This window comes from Nocardia carnea, assembly GCF_029868855.1.
Classification (GTDB): domain Bacteria; phylum Actinomycetota; class Actinomycetes; order Mycobacteriales; family Mycobacteriaceae; genus Nocardia; species Nocardia carnea_A.
In genome coordinates, this window is the sequence record NZ_JARWOV010000340.1 from 1 (window position 1) to 18,015 (window position 18,015).

Here is an 18,015-nt window from a genome sequence, read left to right on the forward strand (position 1 = left end):
GCGGCGCACCCGGCCACACCGGGCCGTGGTATCCCGCTCGGGGTGCTACCGCACGTGATCATGGACCTCGGAATGGCCTATATGCTGGCCACCGCCGCCTTCGGCTGAGCCGACACCTCCCGGCCCCGCCTCTATTATCCTGTCCCACCACCCCCCCCCCCAAATAAACCCCCGCCCCCCCCCCCCCCCGGTGCCCCCCCCCCGCCTCTCGTTTACGCGGTGACCGGCGCCCGGTCAGGCGCCGTGCGGTGTCACAGGTATGAACCGCACACCGGCCAGGCGCCGGGGCCCTGAGTGGCGAGCACGTTCTCGGCGACGCGGATCTGCTCCTCACGGCTGGCGTTGTGTGCCGAGCCGCTACCACCGTTGGCCTCCCAGGTGCTCTGGGAGAACTGCAGGCCGCCGTAGTAGCCGTTGCCGGTGTTGATGGACCAGTCGCCGCCGCTCTCGCACTGGGCGACAGCGTCCCAGTTGCCCGAGTAGGCCGAGGCGGTGGCGGTGGAAAGACCGAACGGTACGGCAACGAGAGCCCCGGCGATAGCGGTCATACCGAGGGCGCGGGTGCTGAACTTTCGGGTCTTGGTCATATGCGAATCCCTCCCTGTGCCCACCGGCAGCGCGTTGGAAGCTGCGTGCCCCTGTCCCCAGGTGTTGTGTCGGGGTTTGATCCGAACCGTGGGACAGGGTTGCCGGTGTTCTCCGGTTCGGCCGGCCCGTCCCGGTCTGGTCGGGGCCTGCGAACGACCGTAACGAAGAAATCTCCGCAGATCACGTATCGATAACTATCAATATGTCCATTGGCAACGGCCGGGAATATATGGAAAACTGCTGGTCATAATCCGGATTTCCCCTACCCAGTCGGTCGCGTGATCACACGGAAATGTGACGGGGATCACCGAAAAATCGTAATTCGTGTCACGCGTATCGCGTTCGAGATCTGAGGCAATCGATCCGCTAACGCTCACTGGGGCCGATGTAATGGTGCGGTATCGGCGATCATCGATTTTCCCGTGCTCGAGCGTGTTCGGGTGTGGTTCAGGGTGGCTTGTGGCTCTGAAAATGCGGTTGACCTGGCGATTTGTCATTGCTGCGAGGTCGTGTGTAATGTTGTGTTCACCCAACGCGGGGTGGAGCAGCTCGGTAGCTCGCTGGGCTCATAACCCAGAGGTCGCAGGTTCAAATCCTGTCCCCGCTACTACCGGGAAGGCCCCGGAGAGGAACTCCTCTCCGGGGCCTTCCTTTGTGTTCGGGGTGTGTTCCCCCGGTGTCCTGGTCGTACTCGGCGCAGCTGCAGGGAGGCCCGACCAGTCGTAACCCTCTCTTTTTCGGCGCGGTGGCTGGTTGGTGGGTGGGCTGGTTGTGGCTGGATTGCCGGAACGGGTGAGGGTCGTGCCGAGGTGGGGCCGGCCGGAGTTCGGGACTCGGCCCCGAGCGGACCATTTTTCGTCGCTACCCCAGGGCTCTATTGATGTCTCGCGTTGAGTGTTGATGCGGTATAGCAAATGCTCGGCTAATTATCTTGATTGCCAGGCATTCCTGGTTCGACGCCGGTCCATCGGGCGTGAACAAACCTTCGAGAACTCGGTGAGATCAGGCATTTTCGGGACTCGGCGGAATTGTTCGGGCGAATTGCATCGGTGTAATTCATCGGGGTCCCACCCGGCCAAGTCACGCAATGGCAACGAAACATGTTCGGCGCGATGGCGAACATAGCGCGGCGCAACGGGATCGAGGCAGTGTCAGAAGGGTGGGTGATCGACGGCGGTTACCGAGAACGCTGCCCGAGTATCTCGCACCCATGCCGGGCGTTGCCGGACCGAGACCCGAACTGGTTTGCTGGTACGCGCTGCCGCGAACCGGAGGATCACTGCTATGCCGTCGAATCTCACGCTCAGGGCCGTCAATACGGCGCACCGCGCACTCTTGCGCCTCAGCTTCGGCCGTCTGGGGACCGAGTACTTCGGGATGCCGGCTCTCGAACTGATCACCATCGGCCGGAAATCCGGCCGCCCTCGTTCGGTCATGCTCACCGCGCCGATCGTGGACGGCGACAGCTACACGGTCGTCGCTTCCCGCGTAGGTGACCCGGCCAATCCTGCGTGGTACCACAATCTCCGGGCCGATCCGGCGGTCGAGGTCGCCTTTCGCAACGGGCCACGTAGGCCGATGACCGCCCGCGTTCTGCCCCCGGAGGAGCGGGCGCTGCTATGGCCCCGGATCGTCGCCGACTACCCGGTCTACGGCGACTATCAGAAGCGCACCACTCGCGAGATCCCGTTGGTACGGCTCACCCCCCGCTCCGATTCGGGGCCCGCGAACCCGGTCTCGTAACGCACGACAGAAGTGCCGCGGAGGGGTTCGGCATCGGGAGTCGTCGTCGGAGCCTCGCCATGGTCACGCCACCGGCGGAAGATCGCGTCCGCTGCGCTTCCCGGCGCCGGGGTGTAGATGATCACGGTCTGATCGGTGTCGGGCAGGCGCAGGGCGTCACCGTGCACGGTCAGCGGCCCGAACTCCGGGTGGTCGATGGTGACCGTCCCCGAGCGCAGGGTGCGCGACGTACCGGCGCGCCAGGTCCGCTCGAACTCCGGGCTGCCTGCCCGTAGTTCCGCGACCAGCCGGGCCAGCGCTCGGTCGCCGGAGTACCGCGCCAGCGCGCCGCGCATACTGCCCACGCAGTGTTCCGCGGGGATCGCCCGCATCGATTCGGCGGTCATCCGGGGCAGTCCGGCGCCCAGGAAGCGCAACCGGAGGATATTGCGTCCTTCGGGTGGCAGCCGACCGAAATCGCCGAGCAGTTCGCTCGTCAGCCGATTCCAGGCCAGTACATCACCGGCCGCCGACAAGACGAGCACCGGAAGGTCGGCCAGGTGGGCGAGCAGGGTGCGGACGCTCGGTGAGACCTGCCGCGGTACCACGGCGGCCGGCGGCGGAGCGGAGCCGGCCAGGTGGAATATCAGCTCGCGATCGTTGTCGCCGAGACGCAGGGCAGTGGCGAGCGCGCCCAGAACCTGGATCGAGGGCAGTGGCCCGCGGCCCTGCTCCAGGCGAGTCAGATAGGCGACGCTGATTCCGGCCAGCTGCGCGACTTCCTCCCGGCGCAGTCCCGGAACCTGCCGTCGGCGACCGGCGGGCAGGCCCACATCGGCCGGTTCGAGCCGGGACCGGGCCGCCCGCAACACCGTGCCGAGTTCGGCTCTGTCCATCGCTCCATCCTGCCGCAGGAACGGCCGCTCGGGGTGATACTGCCGGTCCTACCCCGGACCGGTCCCTGGCCGTGCACCGCATAGCCCGTGATAGTGCGAGGGGTGAACGGACAACCCGACGGCGTGCGGACCGTACCGCGCGGATTCGTACGGAAAGCGGCGGTCGTCACGGCCGCGGCCGTGGTGGCAGTGTCGGTGCTCGCCACGGCGGTATGGATATTCCAAGGAAGGCAGGACGACGAGATGACCACAGGTTCGGCGCCCAGCGATCGCGTGCTCTCGGTGGGGCTGCACCCCGGCGCGGTCGATTTCGGTAAGTACCCGGGTGTCACGCAGGAAATGCTCGAGGCCGCGATCACGCGCGGCGAGACGGCCCTGCGGGACGCAGGTTTCGATATCGTCACCTGCCAGGTCGGCGCCGACCCGGATGCCGCCGAAGCCGCGATCCGCGAATGTGTGGACGGCCGGAGCTTCGGGGTGGCGATGATCGGGGCAGGTGTGCGCATGGCCGAAGAGCACACGCTGCTGTTCGAGCGGCTGCTGAACGTGGTGAACGAACTCGTTCCCGGCATCAAGTTCTGTTTCAACACCGAACCCGAAACCACCATCGACGCGCTACGACGGTGGGTTCGGCCCAGCGGTGGCTGACCGCAGTCGTCCGGCTCGCGGGTGCGCGCCCGAGCGTCCCGGTGTTCAGGCGTTGCGGGTGAGCGTAGGTGGGACGGGCTCCGGCTCGCCGGCCGCGCTCCCCGCGCCCGGGTCGGCCATGATGTCGCGCCACCAGGCCTCCAGCCTGCTGGGCTCGGGCCAGATCACGGGGGTGTGGTCGGCGGTCGTCGTTTCCACGTCGTTCTCCTCGGGGCCGGTGTTGTCGGGCATCCTTGCCTCCTGTACGCGTGGTGCGCCGGCGGATCGCCACGTGTGGGTACGCTGCTTCGATTTCGCCGCCCCCTGAAACCGGTTCGCCGGAAATCCCGCGACCGAGCAACGTTGTGACAGCAGATCGCCGGACCCGCCCGGTACCAATGTGCCGCAATTCTAGCCTTTTTCGACAGGACCGCGCTCCCATTTGTGGCGGGCCGATTTTCCGGATTCGAAGCGTAGCCATCCTTCTCTCGACACCGGTAATGTGGATGAGTCTGTGCGAGAACGGTTTCGGAGTCTTCCAGGGTCTGCTGGCCCGATCGTTGTCGACAAAACGACCGGTTCGTAAAATATGGCGGGAGCATTACACGGGCCGCGTGTGAAATATCGCATTAATGTATGTGTAAATGTTCTTTCATTTGCCAGTGCAAGATGGAGGGTGCAGGTGAAATCGCCGTGAAGAACCGGCCCGCCATGCGTGCGGCCACCGCGGCGGCGCTGGGTACACTGCCAGGCATGTCGGTGGCTTCACCGCGGTCGCGGATCCCGGGGGCGGTCAATGGGTACGAGGCGCGCTGGCAGCAGCACAACACCGATCGGCAGCGCAAGATCCTGCAGGCCGCGGTGGAGCTGCTCGAGGAGAAGCCGGCCGGCGCGGAGATCCCGGTACTCCAGATCGCCAAACGGGCCGGGGTGGCCAAATCGGTGGTGTACCGGCAATTCAGCGGTCGCGAAGATCTGGACCGGCGGATCCGGTCGTATCTGATCGACGATCTCGGGACCGTGCTGGACGCGCAACTGGACGTATCCACCGGGTCGGTGCGCGAGATCATCACCCGCACCGTGCGGGCGGTGGCCGACTGGATGGGTGATCACCCCAACCTCACCGCGTTCGCGCGGTCCGGGCCGCCGGCGGGCGGTCCCGACAATGTCGACGCCATCAGCAGCCTGAAAATCCGCATCTCGGAACGTTCGCGTGAACTGATCGAGGCGATCGGCGAGATCGTGGGTGTCGACTCGGCGGCCCTGGAACCGGTGCCGTTCGCCGTGGTGACGATGGTCGAAGGAGTGCTCGCGGCCTGGGTCGCCGATCCGCGGCCCGCGCGGACCCGCGCCGAGGTGGTCGCCGATCTGGCCGATTACGCGTGGTTCGTCCTGGACGGCGCCGCCCGCGCGGTCGGCGTGGTGGTGGATCCGGACCGCGAACTCGCCGAGGTGGTCGCCGGGCTCAGCGTCACCCCGTGAGCATTCGGCCCCGGGCCGGAGGGGACCGGTCCAGGGCCGAGTGCAGGTCAGGCGACGGCGGGGCGGATCCGGCGTTCCGGTTCGCTGCGGTAGCGCGAACGGTCGCCGTCGATCCCCAAGGCCCGCCACAGCCGGGTGGTGACCGGATTCATCAGGCCCAGCTCGTCGGCCAGGGTGCGCATATCGCCGAAGTAGCCGGACAGAATCCCGCGCGAGTGCGGACTGCGCCAGAAGGCCTCTTTGATCACCGAGCGCGGTACGCCGAATCGCCGGGCGAACTCCGGCGGTGGTGCCATGATCTCGCCGGCCAGCCAGCGCAGTGCCAGTGGGAACGAGATTCCGCACAGCGCGGTCGAGACCGGGCCGAGTTTCTCGATATGTGCGCGCAGGAATTCGCCCGCGAAGGAGATGTGCCGGGCTTCCTCGGCGATATGGATCTCCATCGTCCGCACCACCAGTGGCGGCAGATTCGCGCCGTTGCGGATCATCGCCTTCTGGTAGTGGTCGATCGGTTCCTCACCACCCAGGATGCCGAGGAAGAGAATGACATGGGCGTAACCGCCCGCCACCCCGATGAACGGAGACAGTGCCCGGAAGATCGGCCGCATCCCGGGGACGTCGTCGCCGATCCGGTTCACCAGTTCCTGGAACATCTGGATGTGATTGCATTCTTCGGTCATCTCGTGCATGCAGTAGCGGAACTCCGGCGACCCGTTGGGCAGTTTCGCGATGTACTGCATCATGCCGCGGATCAGCACGGTTTCGAAGGCTGCGCCCACCTTGATGGCGTTGGCGATACGCCAGCGCCCGATCTCGATCTGCTTCTCGACCGGCAACTGCTGATACCAGCTGGTGGCGCCGAGCGGATCGTATTCGGGGGAGAGGATCCAGCGCGGATCGTCGGGGTCGAGAGCCAGCTCGGGTGCGTCCCAGTCGATATCGAGATAAGGGTCGAAGCGGCGGCGCACCGAGCCTTCCGACAGCGTTTCCAGCATCTCGCGGTACCGGGCATCCAGCTTCGGGGCCCGGGGCAGAGTCGACGGCGTCATCGGTGCCTCCTCGTGCGTAATGGCGTACATCTCTCTACGGAAATTTACCGGGACTTGGAGTCTCAGTAAATAGGAGAGTAGTCGTCGCAACGGAATCGTGCTCTGAGCTGGGCGAGTGCTACGACACTTGTCGCGACCCGGTCGGCCGGTCGTTGCCTGGGTGCGACGGGAACGGAGTGCGCAGACCGGGCCCTCGCGAGACTCGGCCCTGGCCGATCCGGGTGCGTCCCGGCGTCGCAGTTCGGCGGAGCCTACGCCCGACGTGGCAGCCGAGACCCCTCGCTCACGACCGGCCGTCGTGGAATGCACTTCGCCCGCCGATGTGCCGTCTCGCTGGGCCGGAAACCGTCGCCGCGGAAACGGAGCTCGACACCAGCGATGGCGCGGTGGGAGGTGTCTCGATCGGTCGGTGTCGCGGTGATGGTGTGAACCTCGGGCACAGGCCGTTCCGGCGGGCCCTACGTCAGGCGACCGTGTTCGTGTAGACGCGGAGAGTTTCCAGGCGCGGCGCGGACGGGTGGAAGTCGAGGATCAACAGCACCGGTCCGTCCGGGGTCTCGCCACTGACGGTCACCGAGCGGCCCGCCGCGAGGGTTTTCCCACAGCGCAGTCCACGGGCGCGCGCCGCCAGCTCACCGGGGGTAATCGAGTCACCCGACCACAACCGCACCGTTTCGCGGCCGCCCGCGAGTTCGGTGACGGTCGCCGCGTCTCCCGCGGCCGCGGCCGTACACAGCCGGTGCGCGATCTCCTTGCCGGTCCGCCCGATACCCGTACCGGCCTGGGCCATCCCCATCAGCCCGGACACGCCCTGGTTGCGCAGCAGCAACCTGCCGAGGCGAGTGCCTGCGCGCAGGCCGGCGATACCGGTTCCCATGAGCTGCCCGACCATCGGCAGCAGTTCCCAGTAGGCCGCGAGATGAGAGATGCGCAGATCACCGTCTTCCGTGGTGATCTCGTAGCGCAGATGCATCGGGACGCGCACCCGGGCGCCGGTCGACATGGTGATGGTGATGGTGAGGTCGCGTACGACGGTTGCGGGGCCCGCGAAATCGTGGGTCACGTCGAAGACGATGTCGTTGGGGGCGATGAAGGTGTCGTAGAAGCGGGCGATCGCGTCGTGGCCGCGGTGCGGGGCGGAACCGACGGGGTCGTTGACCACCGCGTCGCGGGTGAACAGGCCCACCCAGGCGGCCCGATCGTGTGCGGCCACCGCGCGCGGGGAGGCGAGCACGGCGTCCCGTAGCTCGATGGCGGTCGGGTCCAGCGGCACGATGCCTCCTTCGGTGTCCGGGTCGCGGCCATAGTAGAACACGTTCTATCAGGGTCGGAAGGTCTTGCCATGCCTGCGTGTGAAGATGTCGGTGCGGTGCGGCATCATCTGTGCACGCAGCTATTCGACGAAACAGTGAGATTGCCCCGGAGTGCCCATGCCGTCGCGAACACCATCGAACGCGAAGCCGAAACCCCTGTCCGACAACGACCTCGAGCAGATCTCCGCGGAGATCGAAGCGGGCCGCCCGCCGATGGTGTGGTTCACCGCCGCGGCGGTGGGGGTCACCGAAGGGCGTTCGGGCAAGGTCGTCTCGCTCGGCGACCCGGCCGACGGGGACTTCCTGCAGGTCCGCCCCACCGGATCCAAGGACGTACTCTCCTTCGGGCCCACCGAGGTGACACTCACCAAACCGCCGCGTGACCGGCCGGCGCCCGCGGCGTCGAAAGCCGCACCACAGTCCCAGAACACTCCCGAGCCGAAGGAAGCGCCCGTGCCCACCGCTGCGTCCCAGACCACCTCCGAGAAACGGGCCTCCGAATCCGCTGCCACCACCGCGAACAAGTCTGCGGCCGAGACGAAACCGGCAGCAACGCCGCGGACACCGGCCCCGGCCAAGGCGGCCAAAGCACCCGCCGCGCGCAAGGCGAAGACACCGGAGGTCGTTGTCACCATCAACGGCAGCGCCGACGGTGAGTGGACCGTCGATGTGACCAGCGGCAAGAAACGCACCGCGCGCGCCTTGCCGGTCGGTGGTCCGGCGGTGGCCCAGGCGGCGAAACTGCTGCACCCCGAGGTCGCCGAGGTGGTCGAAGGCCTGCTCGAAACGGTCCGAGGCGCACAGGAAGCCAAAGTCCAGCAACTGCAGGCCGAATTGGAACAGGCCCGCAAACTGCTCGAGGAACTGTCGGACTGAGCCCTCCGCGCCGGAATCGGATTCGGTGGCGCCGGGCTTTCCCTGCGCACCGTCCGGGCGTATCCGGCTGTCAGACCGCTGTCTCCCGGTGCCAGCTGTGCTGGATCGGCTCGGCCGGGGTGTGCCGCATGGCGTCGTGGAACATGTAGCCGAAACCCCGGCGCTTCGCCAGGTACATGGCCGCGTCCGCGTCGCGGATGAGGTCGTCGACGGTGGCATCGATGGTGCGCGGTCCGCCGCAGGCCAGCCCGATACTGGCGGTGAGCGGCACCTCGCCGATACTGAGCCGGAACGGTTTCATGAAGGCGCCCAGCAGGCGTTCGGCCATTTTGGTCGCCTCGTCGCGATCCAGCGGTGCCAGCACGACGAATTCGTCGCCGCCGTACCGGGCCACCACATCGTCGCGGCGTACGGCGGTGCGAATCCGATTCGCGGCTTCGGCGATCAATTCGTCACCGACCGTATGCCCGTAACTGTCGTTGATCGCCTTGAACTCGTCCAGATCGACGAACAGCAGGCACAGCGGCCGCTCGGCCCAGTCACGATGTTCGCGGTGCAGAACGCGCAAAAGCGCCGAACGGTTCAGCAGTCCGGTGAGGGGATCGTGATCGGCCTGGTACTGCGCCTGACGTTCGCTGCGAGCACTACGCCCGATGGCGCGTTCGCTGCGAATCAGCAATCCGATCAGAAGAAGTGCCAGCACCACCGAGACGATGACCTGATCGAGCGGGCTGAGCGGGGCCCGTGCCACCGGAACGAGCGAGGAAACCACCAGGGCCACGGCGATTACGCTGGCACGCTGCCGGGAATGGTGCAGCCGGATCGGCCGCGGTGTACTCAACGCCGTCATCGTCGGGTGCAGCGCCGCGGCTCCTACCGCCACGTAGGTACCCAGGAGCGGGAGCAGCAGTACGTTCGGATCCACCGTCAGTGTGCCCGCCGCCGCCAGGCGGTAGCCGATATCGGTGAGCAAGGCGCCTGCGACGCCGAGATGTAACAGGCGCAGCGCGGTTTCCGACCGGCTCGACGTCGCCATGGAATGCGCGAGCAGGGTGAGCAGCAGCGCATCGAAAACGGGAAATACCACTGCGGTCAAGGTATTCATGGCCGCCTCGTCGGAATGCAGAACGGGGGCGATGAGGAAGATCCAGGCCGCGAGGAGCGCGCCGAGCCCGATCAGTCCCGAGTCCAGCAGCACATCGGGATGCGCGCGGGCCTGGCGCGGACGCAGCCACAGCAAGGCAGCCAGCGCCGTTCCGATATATCCGGTGAGGGTGCAGATCTCGTCGAGAGGGGTGGACGCCGCCTGGGTCAGTTCGCGGACTACGGTACCGACGGCGAACGGGACGGCCGAGGCCGCCAGCAGATACCAGGGCAGGGCCGGAGCCGACCGGTGCCGGCGTACCCCGATCACGATCGCCGCCACGGCGCCCAGCGCTACCGATACCGCCACCGACAAGGACAGCATGCGGGACTCGACAACGAGGTGAACCGCGACCGCGGCACCGGCGATCGCAGAAACTACCGCCCAGCAACGTATCCCGTGTAAACCGTACCGTCCTGCACGCTGTGGATCGCTGATGATCATCAGCCCCCCTTGTTGTCGCTCCATTCCCGGTGAAATCGAGCCGCGTCTCAGGTCGGAAATCCTTGTCTGTCGTGCTCTACCTGCCCAACGAGCGGCGGCTGACGAAACCGAGTCTTCCTGTACGAGGGGACGTCCGAGCCGGGCGCTACGCGTCCGACCCCAAAACTGGACTATTGGTCCGATGATGACATGCAGTGCCGAATTTGTCGCTGTCTTGGCGCAACAACGTCGTAACAGGTGTCTCGACCACCGGCGGCGTACCGACCGGCCGCCCGCTGCGGCTCGTACGGTGGACCCGTGACTGGAAGCGAGGAGAGGCCCGATCCGCGCCGCGCCTGGTCGGCGCCCGGCCGGGTCAACCTGATCGGTGAGCACACCGACTACAACGATGGGTTCGTCCTGCCGATCGCGATCCCGCTGGCGGTCACCTGCCGCGGCGTCCGGAACGCCGGCGAGCGGGTACGGGTCAGGTCACGACAGCGCCCGGACGAACCGGTGCAACTACCGGCCGCGGACCTGGCCGCCGCACGCGACCGGGTCCCGGCCTGGGCGCGGTATCCCCTCGGGGTCCTCGCCGAGTTCGGGCGCCGCGGGCATCGGATCGAGGGGCTGGACCTCGAATTCGACGGCGCGGTACCGGCCGGCGCCGGATTATCGTCCTCGGCGGCCCTGTGCTGTGCCACCGCGGTGACCGTCCGCGATCTGTGCGCGCCGGCGACCGGCGACCGGGAGCTGATCGATATCGCCCGCGCCGCCGAGAACGACTATGTGGGCGCGCCCACCGGAATCCTCGATCACGCCGCCTCGATCCTGTGCACCGCCGGACACGCGCTCTTCCTGGACGTACGAGCCTTCCAGCGCGCGGAAACCGGGGGTTGTGAACAACTCCCGTTCGACCTGGCGGCGACAGACCTGCGACTGCTGGTCGTCGACACCGGTCAGGCCCATGAGCACGCCGACGGCGGATACGCCACCCGCCGGGCCGAATGTGCCGAGGCAGCAGCGGAGCTCGGTGTGGCAACGCTGCGCGATATCGGCGGTGTCGACGAACTCACCGGCCTCGCCGACCCCGTGCTGTACCGGCGCGCACACCATGTGGTGAGCGAGAACGAACGGGTACGCCGGGTGGCCGCACTGCTCCGCGACGGTGCGGACCCCCGGGCGATCGGCCCCGTGCTCAGCGAGGGACACGCCTCGCTGCGTGACGATTTCGCCGTCTCCACCGAGGTGCTGGATACGGCCGTCGACACTGCGCAGGCAGCCGGGGCGTACGGGGCGCGCATGGTGGGCGGCGGATTCGGGGGCAGCATCATCGCCCTGGTCGATACCGCCGACGCCGAGCGGGTCGGGGAGGCGGTACGGCAGCGTCTGGCCGAGATCGGCTATGACCGTTCGAGGATGTTCGAAGCCATCGCCGGGCCGGGCGCCGGACCACTCAGGTGAATCTCTGCACAGCGGGGCCGGGTGCCGGAACGGCGGCAGCCCGATAAAGACCGTGAATCCGGGCGCAGCAGTGCTCAGGTCGGCCCCGGGCCACGGCGTATGCGTCGGATTGCTCAGCCGGCCGCTCGTGGCCTCCGTACTCGGCCGACAATGATGTCGACCATCAGAAAGGCCAGCAAACTCAGGCCGAAAACCGGCGCGAACCAGCCGACCAGCGCTGCGACCGCCGAGACCGGGACAGCGAGCCGCAGCGAGCGGCGCAGTACCCCGCGCTGTGGGGGTTTACCGGCGGCGCGCCAGGTGCCGGCGGTGGCGGGCCGGCGCTGCCACCACATGAGGTAGCCGCGCACGATCACGGTGACCAGGCCGACCATCGCCGCCAGCAGCAGTAACTGGTTGAGCAGGCCGAACATCAGGCCCATATGGAGCTGGATACCCCAATTGGCCAGTTTGGCCATGAGATTCCACTCCGAATAGGGCAGCCGGTCGGTGATCGCGCCGGTGGTGCCGTCCACCGCGACCGCATCCACCGTGAGGGTGCCCGACCGGCGCAGTTCCTTGACCGCGAAGGCGCCGGCGTCCGCGCCCGGGACGCTGATCTCGGCAGCCTGGGTGACTCCGGCGGCGCGGGCGGCGGCCAGTACGGTGTCCAGTTGCTCGATCCGCTCGGCGGGAACGGTGTGTGTCGCCGCAGGTCCGCCGTGGTGACCGGCATGGCCGGAGTGGTCGGGGGACGCTGTATCGGGAAGCGCAGTCTCGACCGCGGGTGTGGTCCAGCTGAGGGTCTCCCGCACCTGTTCGATATTGGCGCCCGCATAGGTCGACCAGGTGAGTCCCGTTGCCGACAGCAGGAGCAGAACCGGCAGGATCCAGATACCGACCGCACCGTGCCAGTTCAGGCGCCGGCCGCGCGCATTCGGTGTCGGATCGGGGGCGAACAGCCAGGCCGCGGAATTGCGCTGCCGGCGTGCCCGCACTCGCCGTACCCACAGCACCAGCCCGGCCAGTGCGATCAGCCACAGCCACGAGGCCGCCAGTTCGGAGTACAGCCGACCCGGTTCCCCCAGGTGCAGGTGGCGGTGTGCCTGAGATATCCAGGCCCGGACCGGCAGCGCGCCGGAGCTTCCGTAGACCACCGATTCGCCCACCGGCTGTGCCGTGACGGGATCGACGAAGACCGCGCGACGCTCGGATTCCCCGAGACGGGGATCGCCGAACAGCACGCGGGTCGTTTCGCCCGGTTCCGGCGCCGGAGCGACCGCCACCAGGGTGAGGTCCGGACGCGCCGCGACGCCCGCGGAGACCTGCTCGGACAGCGGCCGCTGCGGACCCTCGGTATCCGTGTACAGCACATCTCGGTCGGTAAAGGATTCGAGGGTCGGGGAGATCGCGTAGAGGGCTCCGGTCACCGCCGCGATCAAGAGGAACGGCCCCACGAAGAGGCCGGCGTAGAAATGCAGCCGGAGCGCGAGCGCGCGGAATGCGCCCTTGCCCGGCCCGTTCGTGTTCGTCGCGGGCGTGCCGTCCTGGCGTGCCGCGGCGACCTCGGTGGTACTCAAGGTTGCTACCTGCCTGTGCTGGTTCGGGCGCACCACCGGACGGTGCCGGGCGTGCGCACAGACCCCGGCGGCCGGCTACGGCTCGACCGGGAGGGGAAATCCGGCGCGGACGACGGTGCGACCGTGCGACGGAGGCACGGTGCGGCCCGCAGGCCGGAACGAGAGATCAGACCAGGCCGGTCGCGGGCGGGGCGCGAGTACCCCCGGTACCGGTGACGAGGATGCGTGGAATCAGGCGATCGCGGTGCGCCGTACGCAGCGGCGCCGGACCGGCGATCGCCGGGACCCGCGGAAACAGCGGGATGATCCGGGACAGCGCGACTGCACCGGCCCGGTAGGCGGTCTCGGCGCCACGCACGAGCAGCGCGGCGGCCCACGCGGCCAGTACATGCGCCGCGATCATCGCGGGGGTCAGTTGCAGGTCACCGTGATGCAGGTGTCCGCTACCCCAGCCGAGACAGAAGTGGCCCAGCAACTGGCCGACGGCCAGGGTCGCGGTGAGCCCGGCCGGCCCGGTACGTAGCCCGGATACCAGTGCCCCCAGCACCGCGGTAGTGGCGCCGAGCAGCATGATCGCCGTACTGTCCGGGATCGCGGTGGGCGTCGCCCAGCCGTGAGCGGCCACAGCGACGCTGCCGGAGATCAGTCCGGCCACCGCGCCGCGAACGCGGGCGGCACCGCGACGGTCCACCGGATGGGTGGCGCCGAACCTGATCTGCACCGGACGATGATAGCGGTGTTTCTCGCCGGACTCGTAGCCGTCGTTCTCGCGTTGCCGCGCTGAGCCTCGGGCGGCTGCTGGCTGTATCGGGTTCAGTGGGCGCGGATATTCGGGAGTGTGCTGCGCCGGTGCCGTTGTTGATCGTGTCGGATTGCGTGGGCCGACTTTCGGGGGCTCGCACGGCCGGTTCCGCTGCGGGCGCGCGGCGTGATGAGAGGCGATGCCGGACCACCACGTCTCGCGGGGTCGGTGTTCTTCCCGAATGCGGGCAGAGGTGTCATCGCTCGACCTGGCCTTGCTGAACCGGAGTTCGCGGCAAGGAGCGATGTCCGGATTCGGTGGCGGACCCCGGAGCGCACCGGATCTGCGCCCCCGGCCCGATGTGTACGGTGCGGTGTGGAGCCTGCTGGACTACCCGTGGCGGACCGCGCGGTATCGAACCGAAACACCCGATCACCGGTCGGGATTCAGCTCCGTCAGGGGCTTGCGGAGCAGTTTGCCGGTGGCGTTGCGGGGGAGTTCGTCGAGGAAGATCACTTCGCGAGGGACCTTGTAGCGGGCGAGGTTCGCCTTGACGTAGTCCTTGATCTCCTGCGGGTCCCGTGCCGAACCGGGGCCGGGCACCACCACGGCCCGGAGTCGTTTGCCGAATTCGCGGTCGTCCACGCCGACCACCGCGGCCTCCAGGACGTCGGGTCGGTTCGTGATGAGATGCTCGACTTCCTGTGGGAAGACGTTCTCGCCGCCGGAGACGATCATGTCGTCGTCGCGGCCGTCGATGAACAGCAGGCCGTTACGGTCGAGGTGCCCGACATCGCCGGAGGACATCATGCCGTCCACCTGCTCCTTGGTGCGGCCGTCTGTGTAGGCCTTGAAGGCGTGCGGGTTGTCGATGAAAATCGTGCCGGTCACCCCGGGTTCGGTGATCCGCTTGCGGTTCTCGTCGTAGAGCGCGATCCGAACCCCGACCGGCGGCCGGCCCGCCGTGGCCGGCTCGGCCCGCAGTTCCTCCGGAGTGGCCACGGTGATCACCGCGCATTCGGTGGAGCCGTACAGGTTGTACAGCACATCGCCGAAGTATTCGCCGGTGCGCACCACCACATCCGGCGGGATGGCCGATCCGGCCGCGAAGACGACCCGCAGCGAGGACACGTCGTAGCGGTCCAGGATTTCGCGTGGCTGATCGAGTATGCGCTGCAGCATGGTCGGCACCACGATGAGCGAATCCGCGCGGTAGTGCTCGATATTGGCCAGGGTGAGCTCGGGGTCGAAACGCCGCTGCTGGAAGATCACCCGGTTGCCGAGGCCGAGGCCGAGGCTGAACTGAGACAGTCCGGTGCCGTGGAAGATCGGGGCCGCCATCACCATCGTGCCGTTGCTGGGCAGCGGCACCCTGTCGATGAACTGGGCAGAGATGAACGGGCTCACCTTGTCACGCGGGGCGCCCTTCGGAGTGCCGGTGGTACCGCTGGTCAGGATGACCGTACCGCCGGGTTTACGAGGTGCGGTCAGCGGCGCGGTGGACCGGCCGGCGGATACCGATTCGACGGTGGGGATCGCGGGATCCGCGTTGTCCTTGTCGTCGACCCAGGTCAGGATGCGCGGGATGGACGCCGGGATCGCGCTCATCAGCTCGAAGAACTCGCTGTCGTGCAGAACGGCTTTGACCTGCTCACGTTCGGCCACATCGGCGAACTGGGGTTTGGCGAAGCCGGTGTTCATCAACACTGCGCGCAGCCCCAATTTGCCGCAGGTCAGCATGCTCAGCACCATGCCGCGATGGTCGCGGGCCAGGATGGCAACCACATCACCGGCACGCAGCCCGCGTTCGACGAGGCCGCGCGCGAAGGCATTCGACTGCTCGTCGAGCTCGCGGAAGGTGAGTTCGCCCTTTTCGTCGACGATCGCGGGTGCACCGGGCCGGTCCTGCACGGCATGCATCACAACCGCGGCGAACGGGCCGTATCTGCCCGCATTGACCATCGAGTTGACGGCGTGATCGAGCCGCAGCGGATCGAACAGGCCGCGTTTACGCATCACGTTCACGGCCAGCGCGATATCGCCGACCTTGCGAACGGGGCCGGGCAGCGACAATGTCATCGGCGACAACCTTCCGCGGCGCAACCGCCGGACCGGCGGCTCACCTGTTCGAAATCTGGTGCTGTGCCAACCCTAGCAATCCGGACCGCTGGTGCGCCGACATTGTCTCGGACAGTAAGGAAACCGGGACTTCGCTGTGGAATCTCCCGGTTTACCTCACCGAGAGAGGCTGTCAGACCTCGTATTCCACCAGGACCCGGCGCAGCAGTTTCCCGGTGGGATTGCGCGGCAGATCTTCGAGGAACACCACCTCGCGCGGGACCTTGTAGCGGGCGAGGTTCTCCTTCACATAGGTTTTGATCTCGTCCTCGGTCGGGGTGTGGCCGGGCTCGGCGACGATGAATGCGCGCAACCGCTTGCCGAACTCCACATCGTCGACGCCGACCACGGCGGCATCGAAGATGTCCGCACGTTCGAGCAGCAGATTCTCGACCTCCTGTGGGAAGACGTTCTCGCCGCCCGACACGATCATGTCGTCGTCGCGGCCGTCGACCATCAGCAGGCCGTCCTCGGTGAAATGGCCGACATCCCCGCTCGACATGTAGCCGTCGATGATCTGCTTGTGCCGGCCATCGGTATAACCCTCGAAGGGTGCTCCGCTGCGGACGAAGATCCGGCCGGTGACGTTCTTTGCCGTGACCTGCTTGTCGTTGTCGTCGTACAACCGCACATCGCAGGTCAGCGGAGGCCGGCCCACAGTGCCGGGGGCCTTGGCGAGCTCGTCCGGCTTGGCCACCGTCGCGATGGCGACCTCGGTGGACCCGTAGAGATTGTGCACGACGGGCCCGAAAACCTCGGCCGCGCGGATGCTCAGTTCCGGGGAGAGTGCCGATCCCGCCAGCACGATGCCCTTCAGCGAGGAGGTGTCGTACTTCGCCCGGACCTCCGCGGGCAGCTCCACCATCCGGTGCAGCATGGTCGGCACCGCGACGAGCATATCGGCCTTGTGGTCGGACACCATCTTCAGCGTTGCCTCGGCGTCGAACCGGCGCCGCATGACGATCTTGTTGGTCAGGCCGGTGGCCACCAGCCAGGTACCCAGGCCCGTGCTGTGGAAGATCGGCGACACGATGACCATCGTGGCGCGTTTGCGGAACGGCATGCGGTCCAGGAACTGAGCGGTGGCCACCGGGGAGGCCTTCTCGCGCGGCGCGCCCTTGGGCAGTCCGGTGGTGCCGCTGGTCAGGATGATGAAACCGCCGGGCTTACTGGGCACGGGCAGTTCACCGAGACCGTTCTCGGCGATCAGATCGTCGAGGCTCTTCGCGCCTTCGGGGAGTTCGGTGCCCTCGTCGACCCAGGTGAGGAAACGTGGCATATCGGCGGGCAGGGCGTCGAGCAGACCCAGGAACTCGCTGTCGTGCAGGACCGCCTTGACCTTCTCCCGTTCGCACACCTCGGCGAACTGTGGTTTGGCGAAGCCGGTGTTCATCAGGGCGATCTTCACGCCCAGTTTGCCGGCGGCGGCCATGGACAGGATCAGGCCGCGATGGTCGCGGGCCAGGATGCCGATCACGGTGCCCTCGGTGAGGCCGGCCTTGCGCAGGCCGTGCGCGATCTTCGTGGACTGCTCGTCGAGTTCGCGGTAGGTCAGCTCGCCGCGCTCGTCGACCAGGCCCGGGGCGTCCGGGGCGATCCGGGCCGAATGCATGATCAGCGTCGCCTGCGGAATATAGGTCTTGGAATCCTTGAGGGTCCGCAGGGTTTCCCCCGGATTCTTCAGATCGATGAATCCACTGGACTGCAGCAGCCCATATGCCTTGACAGTCTCCAGCGTATGCGCCAGGTTCACCCTCGAACACCTCCACAGATCCTCGCGTCGGCACTCGACCTAGCGATTCCGAACGGCATATCGGGGCTCACGGTAGCAGTGAAAGTGCGTCCGCTCACAACGTACGCACCGGACAAAAACGACACCGCCGCAATGGCCGGAACATCCCATGAAAGGGCACGCGGCGGATATACGGCGCGTTCCCCAGCTTGTGGATTATTCAGCCCGGGAATGTGTTGACCGAGCCCCACGAAGGGAAGGTGATTTCGCCCCGCGCGTA

14 protein-coding genes, 1 tRNA gene and 1 pseudogene are annotated in these 18,015 nt (G+C 67.3%); 6 read left to right on the forward strand and 10 right to left on the reverse strand.

What is annotated here, in order from left to right; all coding sequences use genetic code 11:
• Nucleotides 1-254: 254 nt before the first annotated feature.
• A pseudogene (locus QH195_RS34265) lies at nt 255-587 on the reverse strand (transglycosylase family protein); the annotation flags it as partial.
• A 534-nt stretch (nt 588-1,121) separates the two neighbouring features.
• On the opposite strand from QH195_RS34265, the gene QH195_RS34270 reads away from it, so the two are divergent.
• Nucleotides 1,122-1,195 (forward strand) — tRNA-Met (locus QH195_RS34270).
• A gap of 677 nt (nt 1,196-1,872) precedes the next feature.
• Nucleotides 1,873-2,331 carry a nitroreductase/quinone reductase family protein gene (locus QH195_RS34275; protein ID WP_280438446.1) on the forward strand — a complete coding sequence of 153 codons (459 nt, stop codon included), beginning with the start codon at nt 1,873-1,875 and terminating at the stop codon, nt 2,329-2,331.
• On the opposite strand, the gene QH195_RS34280 is transcribed toward QH195_RS34275, so the two are convergent.
• Nucleotides 2,250-3,206, reverse strand: coding sequence for a helix-turn-helix transcriptional regulator (locus tag QH195_RS34280; RefSeq protein WP_280438447.1), 957 nt, complete (start codon nt 3,204-3,206; stop codon nt 2,250-2,252). The two genes, QH195_RS34275 and QH195_RS34280, sit on opposite strands and share 82 nt — an antisense overlap.
• 102 nt (nt 3,207-3,308) lie before the next feature.
• On the opposite strand from QH195_RS34280, the gene QH195_RS34285 reads away from it, so the two are divergent.
• On the forward strand, nt 3,309-3,854 hold the full coding sequence (locus QH195_RS34285) for a hypothetical protein (RefSeq protein WP_280422127.1): 546 nt from the start codon (nt 3,309-3,311) through the stop codon (nt 3,852-3,854).
• Nucleotides 3,855-3,899: 45 nt separating this feature from the next.
• Here QH195_RS34285 and QH195_RS34290 read toward each other — a convergent pair whose 3' ends face one another.
• The gene (locus tag QH195_RS34290; RefSeq protein ID WP_280422126.1) at nt 3,900-4,085 is read right to left on the reverse strand and encodes a hypothetical protein; all 186 of its coding nucleotides are present in this window, start codon (nt 4,083-4,085) and stop codon (nt 3,900-3,902) included.
• Between the two features lie 501 nt (nt 4,086-4,586).
• Between QH195_RS34290 and QH195_RS34295 the strand changes: the two genes are divergently transcribed.
• Nucleotides 4,587-5,315, forward strand: a complete 729-nt coding sequence (locus QH195_RS34295) for a TetR/AcrR family transcriptional regulator (RefSeq protein ID WP_280438448.1) — start codon at nt 4,587-4,589, stop codon at nt 5,313-5,315.
• Between the two features lie 47 nt (nt 5,316-5,362).
• Here the strand turns inward: QH195_RS34295 and QH195_RS34300 are convergent, their stop codons facing one another.
• Entirely contained in the window at nt 5,363-6,364 is a 1,002-nt protein-coding gene (locus tag QH195_RS34300) for an AurF N-oxygenase family protein (RefSeq protein ID WP_280422124.1), read from the reverse strand.
• Nucleotides 6,365-6,827: 463 nt separating this feature from the next.
• Nucleotides 6,828-7,637 (reverse strand): nuclear transport factor 2 family protein, encoded by an 810-nt coding sequence (locus QH195_RS34305; RefSeq protein ID WP_280422123.1) that lies wholly within the window; start codon nt 7,635-7,637, stop codon nt 6,828-6,830.
• A 157-nt stretch (nt 7,638-7,794) separates the two neighbouring features.
• Between QH195_RS34305 and QH195_RS34310 the strand changes: the two genes are divergently transcribed.
• Nucleotides 7,795-8,553, forward strand: a complete 759-nt coding sequence (locus QH195_RS34310; RefSeq protein ID WP_280422122.1) for a DUF6319 family protein — start codon at nt 7,795-7,797, stop codon at nt 8,551-8,553.
• A gap of 70 nt (nt 8,554-8,623) precedes the next feature.
• On the opposite strand, the gene QH195_RS34315 is transcribed toward QH195_RS34310, so the two are convergent.
• Nucleotides 8,624-10,021 carry a GGDEF domain-containing protein gene (locus QH195_RS34315; protein WP_280438449.1) on the reverse strand — a complete coding sequence of 466 codons (1,398 nt, stop codon included), beginning with the start codon at nt 10,019-10,021 and terminating at the stop codon, nt 8,624-8,626.
• Between the two features lie 417 nt (nt 10,022-10,438).
• Here QH195_RS34315 and galK point away from each other — a divergent pair, with 417 nt between their 5' ends.
• Nucleotides 10,439-11,584: a galactokinase gene (galK, locus tag QH195_RS34320; protein WP_280438450.1), complete on the forward strand. Its 1,146-nt coding sequence runs from the start codon at nt 10,439-10,441 to the stop codon at nt 11,582-11,584.
• A 113-nt stretch (nt 11,585-11,697) separates the two neighbouring features.
• On the opposite strand, the gene QH195_RS34325 is transcribed toward galK, so the two are convergent.
• The 4 genes from QH195_RS34325 to QH195_RS34340 form a co-directional block, all read right to left on the reverse strand.
• Nucleotides 11,698-13,143 (reverse strand): PepSY-associated TM helix domain-containing protein, encoded by a 1,446-nt coding sequence (locus QH195_RS34325; protein WP_280438451.1) that lies wholly within the window; start codon nt 13,141-13,143, stop codon nt 11,698-11,700.
• Between the two features lie 166 nt (nt 13,144-13,309).
• Nucleotides 13,310-13,864 carry a hypothetical protein gene (locus QH195_RS34330; protein WP_280438452.1) on the reverse strand — a complete coding sequence of 185 codons (555 nt, stop codon included), beginning with the start codon at nt 13,862-13,864 and terminating at the stop codon, nt 13,310-13,312.
• A gap of 453 nt (nt 13,865-14,317) precedes the next feature.
• Entirely contained in the window at nt 14,318-15,964 is a 1,647-nt protein-coding gene (locus QH195_RS34335; RefSeq protein WP_280438453.1) for an acyl-CoA synthetase, read from the reverse strand.
• 172 nt (nt 15,965-16,136) lie between these two features.
• Nucleotides 16,137-17,756, reverse strand: a complete 1,620-nt coding sequence (locus tag QH195_RS34340; RefSeq protein ID WP_280422116.1) for an acyl-CoA synthetase — start codon at nt 17,754-17,756, stop codon at nt 16,137-16,139.
• Between the last annotated feature and the right edge of the window lie 259 nt (nt 17,757-18,015).

Excerpts from the sequence above, each read along its gene's own strand:
- QH195_RS34275 (WP_280438446.1), top strand. The coding sequence starts at position 1,873 with ATGCCGTCGAATCTCACGCTCAGGGCCGTCAATACGGCGCACCGCGCA.
- QH195_RS34280 (WP_280438447.1), bottom strand. The coding sequence starts at position 3,206 with ATGGACAGAGCCGAACTCGGCACGGTGTTGCGGGCGGCCCGGTCCCGG.
- QH195_RS34290 (WP_280422126.1), bottom strand. The coding sequence starts at position 4,085 with ATGCCCGACAACACCGGCCCCGAGGAGAACGACGTGGAAACGACGACC.
- QH195_RS34295 (WP_280438448.1), top strand. The coding sequence starts at position 4,587 with ATGTCGGTGGCTTCACCGCGGTCGCGGATCCCGGGGGCGGTCAATGGG.
- QH195_RS34300 (WP_280422124.1), bottom strand. The coding sequence starts at position 6,364 with ATGACGCCGTCGACTCTGCCCCGGGCCCCGAAGCTGGATGCCCGGTAC.
- QH195_RS34310 (WP_280422122.1), top strand. The coding sequence starts at position 7,795 with ATGCCGTCGCGAACACCATCGAACGCGAAGCCGAAACCCCTGTCCGAC.
- QH195_RS34315 (WP_280438449.1), bottom strand. The coding sequence starts at position 10,021 with ATGCTGTCCTTGTCGGTGGCGGTATCGGTAGCGCTGGGCGCCGTGGCG.
- QH195_RS34335 (WP_280438453.1), bottom strand. The coding sequence starts at position 15,964 with ATGACATTGTCGCTGCCCGGCCCCGTTCGCAAGGTCGGCGATATCGCG.